General features: G+C 65.8%; 15 protein-coding genes. 5 read left to right on the top strand and 10 right to left on the bottom strand.

The window, feature by feature from the left end; genetic code table 11:
• Positions 1-32 precede the first annotated feature (32 nt).
• A complete protein-coding gene (locus tag WDC82_RS12235; protein ID WP_340117598.1) occupies positions 33-500 on the top strand; it encodes an LEA type 2 family protein in 468 nt (155 codons plus the stop codon).
• Positions 501-685: 185 nt separating this feature from the next.
• The gene (locus tag WDC82_RS12230) at positions 686-1462 is read left to right on the top strand and encodes a DUF2189 domain-containing protein (protein ID WP_340117597.1); all 777 of its coding nucleotides are present in this window, start codon (positions 686-688) and stop codon (positions 1460-1462) included.
• 24 nt (positions 1463-1486) lie between these two features.
• On the opposite strand, the gene ccoS is transcribed toward WDC82_RS12230, so the two are convergent.
• From ccoS to ccoN, 8 genes are all read right to left on the bottom strand, one after another.
• On the bottom strand, positions 1487-1669 hold the full coding sequence (gene ccoS, locus WDC82_RS12225) for a cbb3-type cytochrome oxidase assembly protein CcoS (protein WP_340117596.1): 183 nt from the start codon (positions 1667-1669) through the stop codon (positions 1487-1489).
• Positions 1666-4038, bottom strand: coding sequence for a heavy metal translocating P-type ATPase (locus tag WDC82_RS12220; protein WP_340117595.1), 2373 nt, complete (start codon positions 4036-4038; stop codon positions 1666-1668). The genes ccoS and WDC82_RS12220 overlap by 4 nt, the downstream gene beginning before the upstream one ends.
• On the bottom strand, positions 4026-4547 hold the full coding sequence (locus tag WDC82_RS12215) for a FixH family protein (RefSeq protein ID WP_340117594.1): 522 nt from the start codon (positions 4545-4547) through the stop codon (positions 4026-4028). The genes WDC82_RS12220 and WDC82_RS12215 overlap by 13 nt, the downstream gene beginning before the upstream one ends.
• On the bottom strand, positions 4544-6043 hold the full coding sequence (ccoG, locus tag WDC82_RS12210) for a cytochrome c oxidase accessory protein CcoG (RefSeq protein ID WP_340117593.1): 1500 nt from the start codon (positions 6041-6043) through the stop codon (positions 4544-4546). The genes WDC82_RS12215 and ccoG overlap by 4 nt, the downstream gene beginning before the upstream one ends.
• Positions 6044-6112: 69 nt before the next feature.
• The gene (gene ccoP / locus WDC82_RS12205) at positions 6113-6982 is read right to left on the bottom strand and encodes a cytochrome-c oxidase, cbb3-type subunit III (protein WP_340117592.1); all 870 of its coding nucleotides are present in this window, start codon (positions 6980-6982) and stop codon (positions 6113-6115) included.
• 3 nt (positions 6983-6985) lie between these two features.
• A complete protein-coding gene (locus tag WDC82_RS12200; protein WP_340117591.1) occupies positions 6986-7135 on the bottom strand; it encodes a cbb3-type cytochrome c oxidase subunit 3 in 150 nt (49 codons plus the stop codon).
• 11 nt (positions 7136-7146) lie between these two features.
• Positions 7147-7875 carry a cytochrome-c oxidase, cbb3-type subunit II gene (gene ccoO / locus WDC82_RS12195; RefSeq protein WP_340117590.1) on the bottom strand — a complete coding sequence of 243 codons (729 nt, stop codon included), beginning with the start codon at positions 7873-7875 and terminating at the stop codon, positions 7147-7149.
• Between the two features lie 15 nt (positions 7876-7890).
• Positions 7891-9381: a cytochrome-c oxidase, cbb3-type subunit I gene (ccoN, locus tag WDC82_RS12190; protein ID WP_340117779.1), complete on the bottom strand. Its 1491-nt coding sequence runs from the start codon at positions 9379-9381 to the stop codon at positions 7891-7893.
• A 587-nt stretch (positions 9382-9968) separates the two neighbouring features.
• Here ccoN and WDC82_RS12185 point away from each other — a divergent pair.
• On the top strand, positions 9969-12089 hold the full coding sequence (locus WDC82_RS12185; RefSeq protein WP_340117778.1) for a S9 family peptidase: 2121 nt from the start codon (positions 9969-9971) through the stop codon (positions 12087-12089).
• A 5-nt stretch (positions 12090-12094) separates the two neighbouring features.
• Here WDC82_RS12185 and WDC82_RS12180 read toward each other — a convergent pair whose 3' ends face one another.
• Positions 12095-14074, bottom strand: a complete 1980-nt coding sequence (locus WDC82_RS12180; protein WP_340117589.1) for a methyl-accepting chemotaxis protein — start codon at positions 14072-14074, stop codon at positions 12095-12097.
• A 214-nt stretch (positions 14075-14288) separates the two neighbouring features.
• Between WDC82_RS12180 and WDC82_RS12175 the strand changes: the two genes are divergently transcribed.
• Positions 14289-14978 (top strand): glutathione S-transferase family protein, encoded by a 690-nt coding sequence (locus tag WDC82_RS12175; protein WP_340117588.1) that lies wholly within the window; start codon positions 14289-14291, stop codon positions 14976-14978.
• A 15-nt stretch (positions 14979-14993) separates the two neighbouring features.
• Here the strand turns inward: WDC82_RS12175 and WDC82_RS12170 are convergent, their stop codons facing one another.
• The gene (locus WDC82_RS12170; RefSeq protein WP_340117587.1) at positions 14994-15500 is read right to left on the bottom strand and encodes a helix-turn-helix domain-containing protein; all 507 of its coding nucleotides are present in this window, start codon (positions 15498-15500) and stop codon (positions 14994-14996) included.
• A 131-nt stretch (positions 15501-15631) separates the two neighbouring features.
• Between WDC82_RS12170 and WDC82_RS12165 the strand changes: the two genes are divergently transcribed.
• Complete coding sequence (locus WDC82_RS12165; protein WP_340117586.1) at positions 15632-16108, top strand: SRPBCC family protein; 477 nt, start codon at positions 15632-15634, stop codon at positions 16106-16108.
• Positions 16109-16147: the final 39 nt, after the last annotated feature.

Below are 16147 nucleotides of genomic sequence, written 5' to 3'. Positions count from 1 at the left end.
CAGCCCGCTGGGGCCGCCGCCGTGCGGTCGCCTTGGCCGGTGCGGCCCTTGCCGCACCGCTGCTGCTGGCGACCTGCGGCGTCACCGGAGACCCGGTGCCGCCGCTGGTGCGCCTCGCCGATCTGCGGCTGGTGGAGAGCAGCGTCTTTGAACAGCGCTTCGAGATCGACCTCAGGATCGGCAACCCGAACGACTTCGCCCTGCCGATCGACGGCCTCACCTTCGACCTGGAGGTCAACGGCGAGTCATTCGTTCGTGGCTTCAGCGACCAGCGGGTTACCATTCCGCGCCTGGGTGACGGGCTGGTCTCGGTGGCGGCTTCGACCACCCTGATCGAGGTTGTGCGCCAGCTGCTGCTGCTGTCCCAGCGTGGCGACCTGACCTACCGGCTGAGCGGCCTTGCCTATCTGCAAAGCTTCGCCCGCCGCTCGGTGCCCTATCAGTCAGAGGGCACCTTCCGTCTCGGTGGCCCCGGTGACGGTTCAGAACGATCGATCTAGACCTGTTAACCTTTTGGTCTGGCAGGGATTCGGCGGATTTCAGAACGCTTCCGAAGCCTGCGTCACTGCGCTATTCTGTAGCTGGGCTTGGTAGGGCGCCCATGACGGCACGGGGGAAACTCTCGGCCGAAGCAATGACGACGCGGGGTCAACCCCGCGCGCAACCGGTGTCCGGAGGAAAGCCTATGGCAGTTACCGATAGTCCCTTAAATGCATTCCCGCCGGTGAACCGGCTGGCGACTGACCGGCCCTGGGCTTGGCTCGCCGCCGGCTGGGCGGACATCAAGCGCGCGCCTGGAGTCAGCCTGGCTTACGGCGCCATCTTCACGGCCATCAGCTTCGCGATCACCGCGGGGGTGTTCTTCGCCGGCATGGAATACCTGCTGTTCCCGCTGGCCGCTGGCTTCATGCTGGTCGGCCCGATGCTGGCAGTGGGGCTCTACGAGACCAGCCGGCGTCTGGAAAGCGGCCAGCCGGTATCGCTGTTCTCGGCGCTCTTCGTCGCCACCCGCTCGCCCATGCGCCTCGCCTTCGTCGGTGTAACGCTGATGGCGCTGCTGCTGATCTGGATGCGCGCGGCGCAGCTGCTGCTGGCATTGTTCCTCGGGCCGAGCGAGTTTCCGCCCCTGGCTGAGGCAGTGCCAACCTTGCTGCTGACGCCGGAGGGTGTCGCTCTGTTGGTCGTCGGGACCTGCGCCGGGGCGGTGCTGGCGGCTTTGGTCTTCTCGATCAGCGTGGTCTCCGTGCCCCTGCTGATGGACCGCGACATCGATTTCGCCACGGCGGTATTCACCAGCCTGCAGGCGGTGATCCGCAATCCCAAGCCGATGCTGATCTGGGCCTGGCTCGTCGCCCTGCTGACCGGCATCGGCCTGGCGACCTGCTACGTCGGTCTTATCGTCACCTTCCCGCTGGTCGGCCACGCCACGTGGCACGCCTACCGCGAGACGGTCGGCCGCTGAACCTTACTACGTACCGAAAACTTCCTACTGCTGCCTGCCGTTCGCTTCGCGCGGCGGCAGTGGCTTGTCTTCATCGTCCAGCAGGATGCGGTGGGCGGCGCCGTCCAGGTCGTCGAACTGGCCGCTCTTCAGCGCCCAGAGGAAGCCGGCGAGACCGAGCAGGCCGAGGAAGAGGGCGGCCGGGATGAGGTAGATCAGCGCGCTCATTCGGCAGCCTCCAGCCGGTGTCGCTGCGGCGCTTTGATGCCGCGCAGCTTCACGCTGGCGAGGTTCAGCCTCAAGGCATTGGCCGTCACGATGATCGAGGAGCCGGACATGGCGACCGCGGCGATCAGCGGGGTGACGAAGCCGGCGACGGCGATGGGTACGGCGATCAGGTTGTAGAGCATCGCCAGCCCGAAGTTCTGCAGCACCAGGCGGCGCGCGCGGCGGGCGGTATCCAGCGCCTCGACCAGCGGCGTCAGGCGCTCGCCCTGGAAAATGATGTCGGCGGCAATCTGGCTCACGTCGGCGGCGTCGGCCGGGGACAGCGAGGCGAAAGCGGCGGCGAGCGCGGGCGCGTCGTTGAGGCCGTCGCCGATCATCGCCGTCTTGCGGCCCTGGGCGGCCAACTCTTCCAGCCGTGCGATTTTGTCGGCGGGGCGGCAGTCGCCGCGCCAGGTGGCGATGCCCAGGCGCTGTGCGAGTTCGGCGACCACCGGAGCGCGGTCGCCCGACAGCAACTCCACGGCAAAGCCGCGCTGCTGAAGGTGGGCGATGACCGACGCGGCATCGGGGCGCGGGGCGTCATGGAAGGTGAAGCGCAGGGGCCGGCGGTCGTTCCCGCTCAGCCACAACTCCATGGCGGCGGTCCCTTCCTCGTCCGCGTCTTCGGCGATGCCACACCAGGCGCGGCGGCCGAGGCGAAGGGTCGTCCCGCCCAAGCGCGTTTCGAGGCCGTCGCCGGGATGCTCGGTCACCGCGGCATCGAGCGCCTTGGACTCGATCTCCGCAGCGGCAGCGGCGCGGCAGAGGGCGCGGGCCAGCGGGTGGCGGCTTTCGGCGGCGATCGCCGCGGCCAGCGCCAGTTCATCGGCGGGGATCGCCTTCAGGTTCTGCAGCTCCGGCCGGCCGGCGGTGAGAGTGCCGGTTTTGTCGAACACCAGGGTGTCGACCGTGGCGAGACGCTCCAGCGCGTCAGCGGATTTAACCAGCACGCCGCGTTTCATCAGGCGCCCGACCGCGGCGATCTGCACGGCCGGGACGGCGAGGCCCAGAGCGCAAGGGCAGGTAATGATCAGCACCGCGATGGCGTGCATCAGGGAACCCTGCCAGGGCAGGTCGGAGAAGGCGAGCCAGCCCAGGAGGGTGCCGCCCGCGAGAATGTGCACGGCCGGGGCATAGAGCCGCGCGACGCGGTCGGCCAGCCGCACGTAGCGGTCGCGGCTTTGCTCGGCAGTCTCCATCAGACGCACGATCTCGGCCAGCAGGCTGGCGTCGGCGGACTTGGTGACGGTGATCCTGAGAGCGCCGCCCCCGTTCACGGTGCCGGCGAAAACCTCGCTGCCGGGCAGCGCCGGACGCGGCAGGCTCTCGCCGGTCAGCAAAGAGGTGTCGATCTCCGAGCGGCCGAGCGAGACTAGGCCGTCGACCGGGATCCGCTCGCCGGGCGCAACCGCCACGGTCATGCCTGGCTCAAGGCGGTTGATCGGCAGGCTCAGCAGGTGGCCGTCGCCGTCCACCACCGTTGCCGCGGTGGCGCGCAGGGCGGTCAGGTTCTCTGCCGCCGAGCGCGCGCGCCCGCGCAGTTGCAGGTCGAGGAAGCGGCCGATCAGCAGGAAGAACAAGAGGGTGATCGAGGCGTCGAAATAGACATGCTCGCCGCCGCGCAGCGTCTCGGAGAGGCTCATGCCGGATGCCAGGATGACGGCCAGCGAGATTGGCACGTCCATGTTCGTGGCGCCGCCGCGCAGGGCGCCCAAGGCAGAGCGGAAGAACGGCCGCCCGGCGTAGGCGACGGCGGGCAGGGCGATCAGTGCCGAGACCCAGTGCATCAGCGCGCGGGTCGCCGGACCCATGTCCTCGGCGAGGCCGCTCCACACCGAAACGGACAGCAGCATGACGTTGCTGGCGGCAAAGCCGGCGACCGCCAGCGCGCGCAGCAGCTCACGGCTCTCCCCGGCCTCGGCGCTCTCCATATGCTCAGGGTCGAGGGGAACGAGGCGGTAGCCGCGCGCCGCGACAGCGGCCAGCAGCGGCTCGGCGGTGGTGACCTTGGGGTCCCACTGCAGCCTCAGGCGGCGGGTGCCGAGGTTCACGCGTGCCTTGGCGAGGCCGGGCAGGCCCTCGACGGCGCCCTCGATGGTGCGGATGCAGCTCGGGCAGTGCAGGTTCTGCACGATGAGCGTCAGTGCGTCGCAGCCGTCATGCTGGTGGACAATGTGGTCGGCGAAGTCGCTCAGGCGCAGGCCGCCGCCGAGCGCGCCGGCAGCCTCCGCCGTCGCGCCGCCGGGACAGCAGCCGAGCGCCAGGGGGCTGACCGGGCCGCAGAGCGCGCCCGCCGTCTCCTGGCTGTCGCGGGTCCTTATTTGAGCCATAGGCGCGCCTTCATTTCGAAGGGGGCGTTGCGGCCGTCGGCGGCGCTGACCACAAGGTCCCAGTTGCCGCGCTCCGGCAGGGCGACCACGGTGCGGTAGCTGCCGGGAGCGGCCTCCTGCCAGACCAGCGGCTGGTCGACGCCCTCGTGGGTCGGACGCCGCAGGGTGCCGCTGAGGACGAGGCCGCTGAGCGGCGCGCCGTCCTTGCCGGTCATCGTGACGGTGATGGAGTCTTGCGTGGCGGACAGCGGACCGGCGCTCACGCTGCCCTGCCAGCCGAGATCGCGCTGCGCGTCGCGGGCGGCCAGCACCTGGTTGTAAGCAAGGCCTTCCTTGAAAGGGTTTGCGGTGGTCACGCCGGTGAAGGTGTCGAGCGCGAGGACAACGAAGACCACGTTCACCGCGATGACGATGCCGAACATAGCCAGCATGGCGAAGAGGACATGCCTGCCGCGGATCACCCGCCCGCTCGGGTTAAGTCCTTCGGGATTGCGATCTTCCATAGTCATCTGTCCGGTCCCCGGAACACCGAGTCATAGCTGACTGCGGTGCCGCTTGCCTTGTCAACCACCTGGAAGCGGATATCGGTGGAATCGCCTTCCAGAGCGGCCGGCGGGGCCGCGACGAAGACGCGGTAGCTCTCCAGGCTGTCCGGTCCGACCGGCAGGTCGTCCGCCGTCACGTCGGCGCCCACGACGTCCAAGGTGGCGCCCGCCAGCCCTTCCAGGCGCAGCGAGAAGACGCGCGCGTCGTGCTGCTTGTTGATGATCTTGACCGTATAGCCGTTGCGGATCGAACCGTCGGACAGCGCCACGAACAGCGGATTGCGGTCGCGCAGCACATTCACATCGAGGTCACTGCGCGTGGCCAGGGTGAACAGCATGATCAGGCTGACGACGACAATGATCGCCGTGTAGACGACGGTGCGCGGGCGGATCAGTCGCAGGCGTGGCTTTTCGCCGGCACGCGCCCGCTCCACGTTAGCCAGGGTATCGTATGAGATCAGGCCGCGCGGCAGGCCGACCTTGTCCATGACCTGGTCGCAGGCATCGATGCAGAGCGCGCAGGTGATGCATTCCAATTGCTGACCGTCGCGGATGTCGATGCCCATGGGGCAGACGGCGACGCATTGGTTGCAGTCGACACAGTCGCCCAGGCCGGTGTCCGTCACACCCTTTTTGCGGGCGCCGCGCGGCTCGCCGCGGTCCTCGTGGTAGGTGATGACCAGGGACTCTTCGTCCAGCAGGCCACCCTGGATGCGCGGCCAGGGGCACATGTAGGTGCAGACCTGCTCGCGGGCGAGGCCGCCCAGCAGATAGGTCGTGAAGGTGAGGGTGCCGATGGTGACGTAGGCGATGGCCGGCGCTTCGAAGGTCGCCAGCTGGGTCGCCAGGGTCGGCGCGTCGGCGAAGTAGAACACCCAGGCACCGCCGGTGAGGGCGCCGATCACCAGCCAGGTGACATGGGTCGCCCCCTTGCGGACGATCTTGTTGACGCTCAACGGCATCTTGTCGAGCCGGATGCGCGAGGCGCGATCGCCCTGGAAGAAGCGTTCGACGGCGATGAAAAGGTCGGTCCAGACGGTCTGGGGGCAGGTGTAGCCGCACCACACCCGCCCGGCCAGCGAGGTGACGAGGAACAGGCCGATGGCCGCCAGGATCAGCAGACCGGTCAGGTAGTAGACCTCCTGCGGCCAGATCTCGATGAAGAAAAAGTAGAAACGGCGGCCCGGGAAGTCGATCAGCACGGCCTGATCGGGCGCGTTCGCCCCGCGGTCCCAGCGCAGCCACGGGGTCACGTAGTAGACGGCAAGGGTCGCCGCCATGACGATCCACTTCAGACGCCGGAAGCTGCCGCGTGCCAGGCGCGGATAGATCTTGATCCGCTTCTGGTAGAGGGAGCGCCGTTCCTTCTTGTTGACCGGTTCAGCGTCGGAGCGTTCTACGCCTTCTCTTTGGGCTGCCGGCTTCGCGGTGGCGTCCTGCACAACCGCTTGATCGACCATTCTCGTTTCCCAATCCTACGAAAGAAGCCCAGGAGCGGGGAGCCCCACGGCTCCCCTTCATCCAGGGCGTTATTGGCCGCCGCCCAGCGAGTGGACGTAGACGGCCAGCTGCTTGATGGTGGTCTCGTCCAGCCGGTTGGTCCAGGCCGGCATCATGCCGGAGCGGCTGTGGGTGATCGTCGCGACCACGTCGGCCTTGCTGCCGCCGTAGAGCCAGATCGCGTCAGTCAGGTTGGGTGCCCCCAGATCCTCGATGCCCTTGCCGTCCTCACCGTGGCAGGCGCTGCACTGCTCGGCGAACACCGTCTCGCCGCGCGCCGCCGCCGCGGCATCGGTTGCAGAACTCGACAGCGAGAGCACGTACTCGGCGACGTCATTGATCTGGTCGCGTTCCAGGATCTGGTCGGCGCCGAAGGCCGGCATCTGGTTGAAGCGGGTTTCGTCGTGCTCCGAACGGATGCCGTAGTGGATCGTCTGGCTGATCGCCTCCAGGCTACCGCCCCAGATCCAGTCGTCGTCGTTCAGGTTGGGGTAGCCGGTGGAACCGGCCGCACCGAGGCCGTGGCACTGCGAGCAGTTCACGGCGAAGGCCGAGCCGCCGCCGGCGATGGCGAAGTCCAGCAGCTCGCGGTCGTTGGTAATCTGCTCCAGCGAGGCCTGCTCGATGCGGTCGAGATATTGCGCCTGTGCCGCGCGGGCCGCCTGCATCGACTCTTCCAGCTTGGCGCGGGAGGAGTAGCCGATGACGCCGGTGGTGAAACTGTTGATCAGCGGCCAGGCTGGCATGACGACCCAGTAAGCCAGCGCCCAGAGGCAGGAGACGTAGAAGGTCCACAGCCACCAGCGCGGCAGGGGGTTGTTCAGCTCTTTGATGCCGTCCCACTCGTGGCCGGTGGTTTCGATGCCCGAAACCTGATCCACTTCCTTCTTGTGTGCCACGACTCAGTCCTCCTCGAGCGGCAAGCGCGCCGCCTGTTCAAACTTTTCCTTGTTCGACGGCCAGAAGGCGTAGGCCAGGGCGCCGGCGAACAGAATGACCAGGTAGATCAGGCCGTAGGTGGCGGCGAAGTGTGCGACTTGTTCGTAGTACATTTCACGTCCTCCTAGCGGTAGTTGGCTTCGGGCTCATAAGCCTCGAAGTCCACCAGGGTGCCGAGTACCTGTAGGTAGGCGATCACCGCGTCGAGCTCTGTCAGCTTGGCGGCATTGCCGTCGAAGTTGGAGACCACGGCGCCGGGATAGCGCTCGGTCACCGCCTCGGCGCCGTCCGAATCCGGATCCGCCTGGGCCACGATGTCCTGCCTGGCCATTTCAATCATGGCGTCGCTGTAGGGGACGCCGATCAGCACGTTGGTGCTGAGGTGCGCCGCGATGTCGTCCGTCCGCAGCGGGGTTTGCGCCAGGAAGGGATAGCCGGGCATGATCGATTCCGGCACCACGCTGCGCGGGTCCGCCATGTGGGCGACGTGCCAGCCGTCCGAATAGCGGCCGCCGACGCGGGCGAGATCCGGGCCGGTACGCTTGGAGCCCCACTGGAAGGGATGGTCGTACATGCTCTCCGCCGCCAGGGAGTAGTGGCCGTAGCGTTCCTCTTCGTCGCGCAGGGGGCGCACCATCTGGCTGTGGCAGTTGTAGCAGCCTTCGCGGATGTAAATGTTCCGCCCGGCCAGCTCCAGCGGGGAGTAGGGGCGCATGCCCTTCACCTTCTCGATGGTGCTTTCCAGGTAGAACAGGGGGGCGATCTCGACCAGACCGCCGACGGACACCACCAGCAGGATGAGAACCAGCAGGAGGATCGAGTTCTTCTCGATGACGTCGTGCTTGAATGCCATTGTCGGGTTCCTCCCTTACTCGGCAGCCGCGACGGCCGGGCGGCCGGCGGGGGCGCCGATGCGGCCTTCCTCGCGGATGTCGCCGCGGATCGTCCGCCAGCAGTTGTAGACCATGATCAGCGCGCCGATCAGGTACAGCAGGCCGCCGAGGGCACGGATGACGTAGAAGGGGTGCATCGCCTCGACGGTTTCCACGAAGGAGTATTCGAGGAAGCCGAGGGTGTCGTAGGCGCGCCACATCAGGCCCTGCAGGATGCCGGAGACCCACATCGCGGTGATGTAGAGCACAATGCCGATGGTGGCGACCCAGAAGTGCAGACTGACCAGAGCCAGCGAGTAGAGCCGCTGGCGGTTCCACAGCTTGGGTACCAGGAAGTAGAGGGCGCCGAAGCTGACGAAGCCGACCCAGCCGAGCGCACCGGAGTGCACGTGGCCAACGGTCCAGTCGGTGTAGTGGCTGAGCGAGTTCACCGCCTTGATCGACATCACCGGGCCTTCGAAGGTGCTCATGCCGTAGAAAGCGACCGAGACGGCCAGCATGCGCAGGACCGGGTCGGTGCGCAGCTTGTCCCAGGCGCCCGACAGCGTCATCAGGCCGTTGATCATGCCGCCCCAGGACGGCATCCACAGCATGATCGAGAAGGTCATGCCCAAGGTCTGCGCCCAGTCGGGCAATGCCGTATAATGAAGGTGGTGCGGCCCGGCCCAAATGTAGAGGAAGATCAGCGACCAGAAGTGGACGATCGACAGGCGATAAGAATAGACGGGGCGGTTCGCCTGTTTCGGCACGAAGTAGTACATGATGCCGAGGAAGCCTGCGGTCAGGAAGAAGCCGACCGCGTTATGGCCATACCACCACTGGGTCAGCGCGTCCTGGACACCGGCGAAGAGCGCATAGCTCTTGGTGCCGGACAGCGATACCGGCAGGGCCAGGTTGTTCACGATGTGCAGCATCGCGATGGTCACGATGAAGGCCAGGTAGAACCAGTTCGCCACGTAGATGTGCGGCTCGCGGCGCTTCATCAGGGTGCCGAGGAAGACCAGCAGGTAGACCACCCAAACGACGGTCAGCCAGAGATCGACATACCACTCGGGCTCGGCGTACTCCTTGGACTGGGTGACACCCAGTACGTAGCCGCTGGCCGCCAGCACGATGAACAGCTGGTAGCCCCAGAACACGAACCAGGGCGCCCAATCGCCGGCCAGCCTTGCGCGGCAGGTTCGCTGCACCACATAGAACGAGGTGGCGATCAGCACGTTGCCGCCGAAGGCGAAGATCACCGCCGAGGTATGCACCGGCCTGAGGCGGCCGAAATTGGTCCAGGGCAGATGGAAGTTGAGTTCGGGAAAGGCGAGCTGGGAGGCAATCACCAAGCCGGCGAGGAAGCCGACCACGCCCCAGAACAGCGAGGCGATGGTGCCGGCCCGGATCACCGCATTGTTGTAGCGGGTGCCGTCCTCGACTTCCGCCGTGCCTTCCGCTTCATCGTAGTGCCGCTTGATCATCCAGAAGATGCCGAGCGCGCAGAAGGCGACGAAAAGGTAACCGTGGAACGCGATGGCGCCGTCGTGCGCATTCGCGACGAGGAACAGCCCCATAATGCCGGCCAGCGCCAGTACCAGGCCCGCCAAGAGGGTCATGGGCGTTGTGCCGGATGCCTCGGTTGAATTGCTCATCTGATGCCCCAGTCAGGTTCGAGACCATTTGTCAGTATTGCAGGTGCCGCATGGCGTTCAGCCCAGGTTGCGCTGCCGCGACAGTCCCGGGGTGGTCGCCGTCCTTTTGGCAGCCCCTTACGGCCCTTCTCATGGCAGGTCCCCGGGAGGGTGCCATTGATCCAGGTCAAAACCCGGAAAAGCCTTGCCTTCTATGGGCTTCGCGCTCAGCGCTCTGCGGCGTCTGGACTCCATGCTTTGCGCGGAGTCCTTATAGAATGCTAAACCCTGAGCCACTCTGCGACAGAAAGACGCGTGTTTCCTGGGATACCAGGGGTTTATTTGCGCCCGACTAGAAAGAAAGACCCAAATCTGTGCCGTCCAATAGAGCCCCCGAAGCCGCTCCCCCCCAAACGCCGGCCCCGACTCCGGGCCAGCTGCGGCCACCCGTCGCACCCCGCAAACCCGTCAGCGTCGCCCTGCACGGGGTGACCCGGGAAGATCCCTATGCCTGGCTGCGCGACGACAACTGGCGCGAGGTCATGCGCGACCCCGCCGTGCTGGGCGCGGAGATCCGCGCCTACCTGGAGGCCGAGAACGCCTATACCAAGGCGGCGATGGCGCCGACCGAGGCCCTGCAGCGGCAGCTCTTCGCCGAGCTGAAGGGCAGGATCAAGGAAGACGACAGCACGGTACCCAGCCCGGACGGGCCCTTCGCCTACTACCAGCGCTACGAGACCGGCGGCCAGCATCCGGTGTTCTGCCGCTGCCCCACGACCGCGAATCGAGCTGCCGGGAACTGGGCCGCCACTGACGGGGCGGAGCGCGACAGCGAGGAGGTCCTGCTGGACGGCAACCGCGAGGCCGAAGGCACCAGCTTCTTCAGCGTCCACGCCTGTCAGCACAGCCCGGACCACCGGTTGCTGGCCTACGCGATCGACCGCAACGGTTCGGAGCGCTGCCGCATCAACGTGAAGGACCTGGAGAGCGGCAGCCTGCTGCCCGACGAGATCGAGGAGGCGCAGGGCGCGCTGGCCTGGGCCAACGACGGCAAGACGCTGTTCTACGTCACCCTCGATGCCGAGCACCGCCCCTCCAAGGTCTTCCGCCACCGCCTGGGCGACGAATCCTCCGCCGACGCGCTGATCTACGAGGAGCCCGATCCCGGCTTCTTCGTCGGCCTCGGCAAGACCGAGAGCGACCGCTTCATCGTCATTTCGACGCACGACCACACCACCTCCGAAGTGCGGGTGATCGACGCCGACAGGCCGGACAGCGCGCCGCGCCTCATCGCGCCGCGCGAGCGCGACCTCGAGTACGAGGTGAGCGACCAGGGCGACCGCTTTCTCATCCTCACCAATGCCGACGGCGCCATCGACTTCAAGATCGTCGAGGCACCGCTCGACGCGCCGGGGCGCGAGAACTGGCGCGACGTGGTGGCGCACAAGCCGGGCTGCCTGATCCTCGGCCTCGAGTCGTTCAAGGACTACTTCGTGCGCTTGGAGCGCGAGAACAGCCTGCCGCGCCTCGTGGTGACGGCGCTGCCTTCGGGCGAAGAGCATGCCATCGCCTTCGACGAGGAGGCCTATTCTCTCGGCCTGGTGCCGGGCTACCTCTACGACACCACTCGCCTGCGTTTTGCCTATTCATCGCTGACCACGCCGCAGCAGGTCTTCGATTACGACATGGCCAGCCGCCAGCGGGTGTTGCTGAAGGAGCAGGAGGTGCCGAGCGGCCACGATCCCGACGACTACGAGGCGCGGCGCATCCTGGCGCGCGGCCACGATGGCGAGGAAGTGCCGGTGTCGCTGGTTTACCGCAAGACGACGCCGCTCGACGGCTCGGCGCCGCTGCTACTCTATGGCTACGGCTCCTATGGCATGTCGATTCCGGCGGCCTTCTCGACGAACCGCTTCAGCCTGGTCGACCGCGGCTTCATCTACGCCATTGCCCATATCCGCGGCGGCACCGACAAGGGCTACGGCTGGTATCTGCACGGCAAGCGGGAGCATAAGGTCAACACCTTCAAGGACTTCATCGCCGCGGCCGAGGGACTGATCGACCTCGGCTTGACCCGTGCCGGGCATATCGTCGGCCATGGCGGCTCGGCCGGCGGCATGCTGATGGGCGCGGTCGCCAACATGCGCCCGGATCTCTTTCGTGGCATCATCGCCGAGGTGCCCTTCGTCGATGTACTGACGACGATGTGCGACAAGGACCTGCCGCTCACTCCGCCGGAATGGCCGGAGTGGGGCAATCCGCTGCAAAGCGTCCAGGCCTACAATATCATCGCCGCCTATTCGCCTTACGACAACGTCGAGGCCAAGGCCTATCCGGCGATCCTGGCGACCGCGGGTCTCACCGACCCGCGCGTCACCTACTGGGAGCCGGCCAAGTGGGTCGCCAAGCTGCGCGCCACCAAGACCGACGACAACCTGTTGCTGCTCAACACCATCATGACCGGCGGTCACGGCGGCGCCTCGGGCCGCTTCGACAAGCTGCACGAGGTGGCCTTGGCCTACGCCTTCGCCCTGCTGGTCTGCGGCAGGGCCGACTGATCGCGTCAGGCGGCCTTGACAGAGGTGAGGAAGCTTTCGATCTCCTTGCGCAGCTTTGCCGCTTCGCTAGAGAGGTCGGAAGCGAGGGTGGTTACTCGGCTCGCCGCCTCGGTGGTGTCCTTGGTCGCAGTATCGACCTCTGCGATGTTGACAGTCACGCCCTCGGTGCCGCTGGCGGCCTCCTGAACGTTCTTGGCAATCTCCTGGGTCGCTGCGCCCTGTTCTTCCACGGCGCTGGAAATCGACGTGGCGATCTCGGCGATCTGCTCAATTGTGCCGTTGATGTCTTTGATGGCGCCGACCGCCTGGCCAGTGGAGCCCTGCATGCTGGCGATCTGCTGACTGATCTCCTCGGTCGCCCTGGCGGTTTGCGTTGCCAGCGATTTCACCTCACCGGCCACTACAGCGAAGCCCTTGCCCATCTCACCAGCGCGCGCCGCTTCAATGGTGGCATTCAGTGCCAAGAGGTTGGTCTGCTCGGCGATGTCCTGGATCAGGTTGATCACGGTGCCGATCTTGTCGGCGGCGCCCGCCAACTCGGTCATCGTCTTGCTGGTATTGGTGGCCTGACCCATAGCCTTTTGTGAGACGTCGTTCGAACGGGTCACCTGGCGGCCGATCTCGGCGATCGCGCTGTGCAGTTCTTCGGACGCCGCAGCCACCATCTGGACGTTTGAGGAGGCCCGCTGCGCGGCGATGGAGGCGGCGCCCGAGCGCTCCTTGGTCAGTCGTGCCGTTCCGCTCATGGTCTCGGCCGTCTCATGCAGCTGGCCGGCGGCGGCAGTCACAGTGCCGAGGGCATTGCCGACCATGTGGTCGAAGTCGGAAATGAGCTTCTCGATCAGCTTGGACCGCTTTTGCTGAGTAGCACGCTGTTCTGCCTGCTCGGCCTCCAGCCGCTGGCGCTCGATTGCGTTTTCCTTGAACACAAGCACGGCACGGGCGATGTCGCCGACCTCATCCCGACTCTCCGTGGACGGGACCGCAACGGTGGTGTCGCCCTCGGCGAGGCCTGACAGGGTTTCGGTAATGCGCAGCAGCGGACGGCTAACACTGCGACCGATGATGACCCCGAAGGTGATGGCGACCGCAAGGACCGCGATCCCAGCGATTGCAAAACTCCAACGGGTCATGTCGCGGGCAGCCTGCAGCGATTCCTCCGCTGCCGCGGCACCTTCCGTCGCAACGGCGAAGGTACGGTCGAAGTCTGGCTGCATCTTGGCGAAGATATCGCTCAGCGCGGCCGTCTCAGCGACTAGTGCGCCCGCCGTTTCGGCCCATGTATGCATATCTTTCTGATACTCGTCCATCAGCGCCGAGACCTCCTGCTTGAAGGAGTCGGAAAGAACCGCCTGAGCGAGCAGGCTGTCGAACTCCTGACGGCGCTCGTCGATGCTGGCGATGTACTTGGGATCGCCACGCAGCATGAAGTCTTTCTCGTGCCTGCGCATCATCAGCATCTTCACCGTGAGGGGGTCCAGGTTCGCTTCGGCCAGCTTGGTCTCGACAGCATGGACTGCGGCGCGGAGCGTTCCCTGCAGTCCGCTTTTCTCGTCCAGGCCCATTTCCTGGTGACGGCGCACTATCGCATCGAACTGCTGCTGGTGGGCGCTCACGCCCTCGCGCAGACGGGCGATCTCGTCCTTGATCGGCGCCGAGACAGCCATGTTGGCAACCTGTGTCAGGGCGTCGAGGACGTCTGCTGCCGCGGTCGCGTATCGTTCAGCATACTTCATTTCGCGTCGGATAATGAAGTCCTTCTCGCTGCGGCGCAGCTGCAGCGTGCCGTTTTCGATCTGCTGGGACAGTTGGGCGAGGAGGGCCTGGTCCTGCTGCTTTTCGAAGGCACGGCCCATCTGTAGGTCGCCGACCAGATAAGCAATGCCGAGAGCGATGACGGCAATGGTGCTGATGGCGGAGAGCAGGCCGATGCGTGCCGCAATGCGCAGGTTGCTAAGGACAGCAGAAATTTTCGATAAGGACATGATGATTGCGACACCGTCGGCGTGTGGGAGAAGAAGGGTGCGCAAATTTGCAGTTGAATCATTGGCAATCTATGAAGATCGCCACGAAGCCCGGAGGCTATGGGCAACTTTCAATTTTCCGTTGAATGCGCCAGGCGTTAACTTGTTCATATTCGGCAAGAGATGGACTGGCGGCAGGTTTGTCGGCAAAAACTATAGGGAGATGATTTTGAAGATGTACGACCTCGCGGGGGCGGATCCGCTCCTGCGCTTCAGTCCTTATTGCTGGCGCACCAGGATGGCGCTGGCGCATAAAGGCCTGGACGTCGAAACCGTTCCCTGGCGCTTCACGGACAAGGACGCCATCGCCTTTTCCGGCCAGACGCGCGTGCCGGTGCTGGTCGACGGCGAAAAGGCCATCTCCGATTCCTGGGATATCGCCTGCTATCTGGACGCGGCCTACGCCGACCGCCGCGCCCTGTTCGGCAGCGCCGATGCCAAGGGCGCCGCTCTTTTCATCAAGCGCTGGTGCGAGGGACAGCTGCATCCGGCGCTGGTGCGTCTCATCGTCGCCGACATCGTGAAGGTCATCGATCCGAAGGACGTCGCCTATTTCCGCGAAAGCCGCGAGAAGGCCCTGGGCGCGACGCTGGAGGACTACTGCGCGGCAAAGGCCGAGAACCTGAAGCACCTCCACGCCGTCCTGGCGCCGCTGCGCTTCACGGTGAAAGACCAGCCCTTCATCGGTGGTGATGAAGGACCGGCCTACAGCGACTACATCGTCTTCGGCGCGCTGCAGTGGGCGCGTTGCTCCTCACCGCAGGACCTGCTGGCGGAGGATGATCCGGTCGCCGCGTGGTTCGACCGCCTGCTGAACCTCTACGGCGGGCTCGGCGCCAAGGCGCCGCGGCCTCAGGTGCGTTAGGGCGGCTTAGCGCGGCTATCGCTCCGCCTGTTCGGCGCAGACTTCCTCGTAGGCTGCCTGCAGCCGCTCGCGCACGCCCGGGCCGCGGAGCTTGCGTGCCGGGGCGCTGCCCAGATGCGTCTCGCGCAGCTCTGCCATGAAGTCCTGCCACAACGCCGGGCCGCCCTGGGCCAGCAGTTCGGCGCGGATGCTGAGCTCCGGCGTGACGGGCAGATGGCGCACGCCCCAGGCGCCGATCTGCGCGAAGACCGGCAGCAGCTCGATGGCTTTTTCGGTCAGCGAGTAGATGGCCTTCTGCTTGTGGCTGGGGTCGTCGGCCTTGGTGATCATCCCCTCGTCCTGCAGCATCTTGAGCCGGTCGGCCAGGATGTTGGAGGAGATGCCTTCCTGCGAGCGCAGCATCTCGCGGAAGTGGCGCCGGTTGCCGAACATCATGTCCCGCAGGATCAGCAGTGACCAGCGATCGCCGATGATTTCGAGCGTGAGGTTGATCGGGCAGCCGGAACGGTGCTCGCCGGGCATGGTCGTGTATCCTCCAAAAACTGATTGCAATATTGCATCAGTTTCTCTAGCCTACAACTGATTGCAAAATGAAAGCAGTCTGGTGCGGCGGTGACGCTGGCGCCGGGTCACAAGAGCAGGAGGAAAGGACGATGGCCGAACGCTCTGTGAAGCACGCAACTTTCGTGATTGAGCGCGACTACGCGGCGGCGCCGCACGCCGTATTCGCCGCCTGGGCCGAGACTGCCGCCAAGAAGGCCTGGTTCGCCGGGGAAGACGAAGGCTGGGATGACGTGGAGCATGCCATGGACTTCCGCGTCGGCGGGCAGGAGCGGGCCACCGGCCGGCAGCCGGGCGGCCCCCTGCATGTCTGCGACGCGGTCTACCAGAACATCGTGCCTGACCGGCGCATCGTCTGGACCTACAGGATGTCGCTCGACGACAAGCTGATCTCGATGTCGCTGGCGACGGTCGAGTTTCTGCCCTCAGCCAAGGGTACGCGGCTGATCTATACCGAGCAGGTCACCTTTCTGGATTTGCTGGATGACACGGAATCGCGCGAGGCCGGCTGCGCCTGGCTGATGGATCAGCTGGGTGAGCATCTCGCCGCGGCGACGGCGACTGTGTGAGTGCTGCAAAGAAAAACCGGGGCCCCGCAACGGGGCCCC

Origin of the sequence: Pelagibius sp. 7325 (assembly GCF_037652055.1) — a bacterium.
Lineage (GTDB): Bacteria > Pseudomonadota > Alphaproteobacteria > Kiloniellales > Kiloniellaceae > Pelagibius.
The sequence above is the reverse complement of the archived record's forward strand: the minus strand, read 5'-3'. Positions and strand labels throughout refer to the sequence as shown.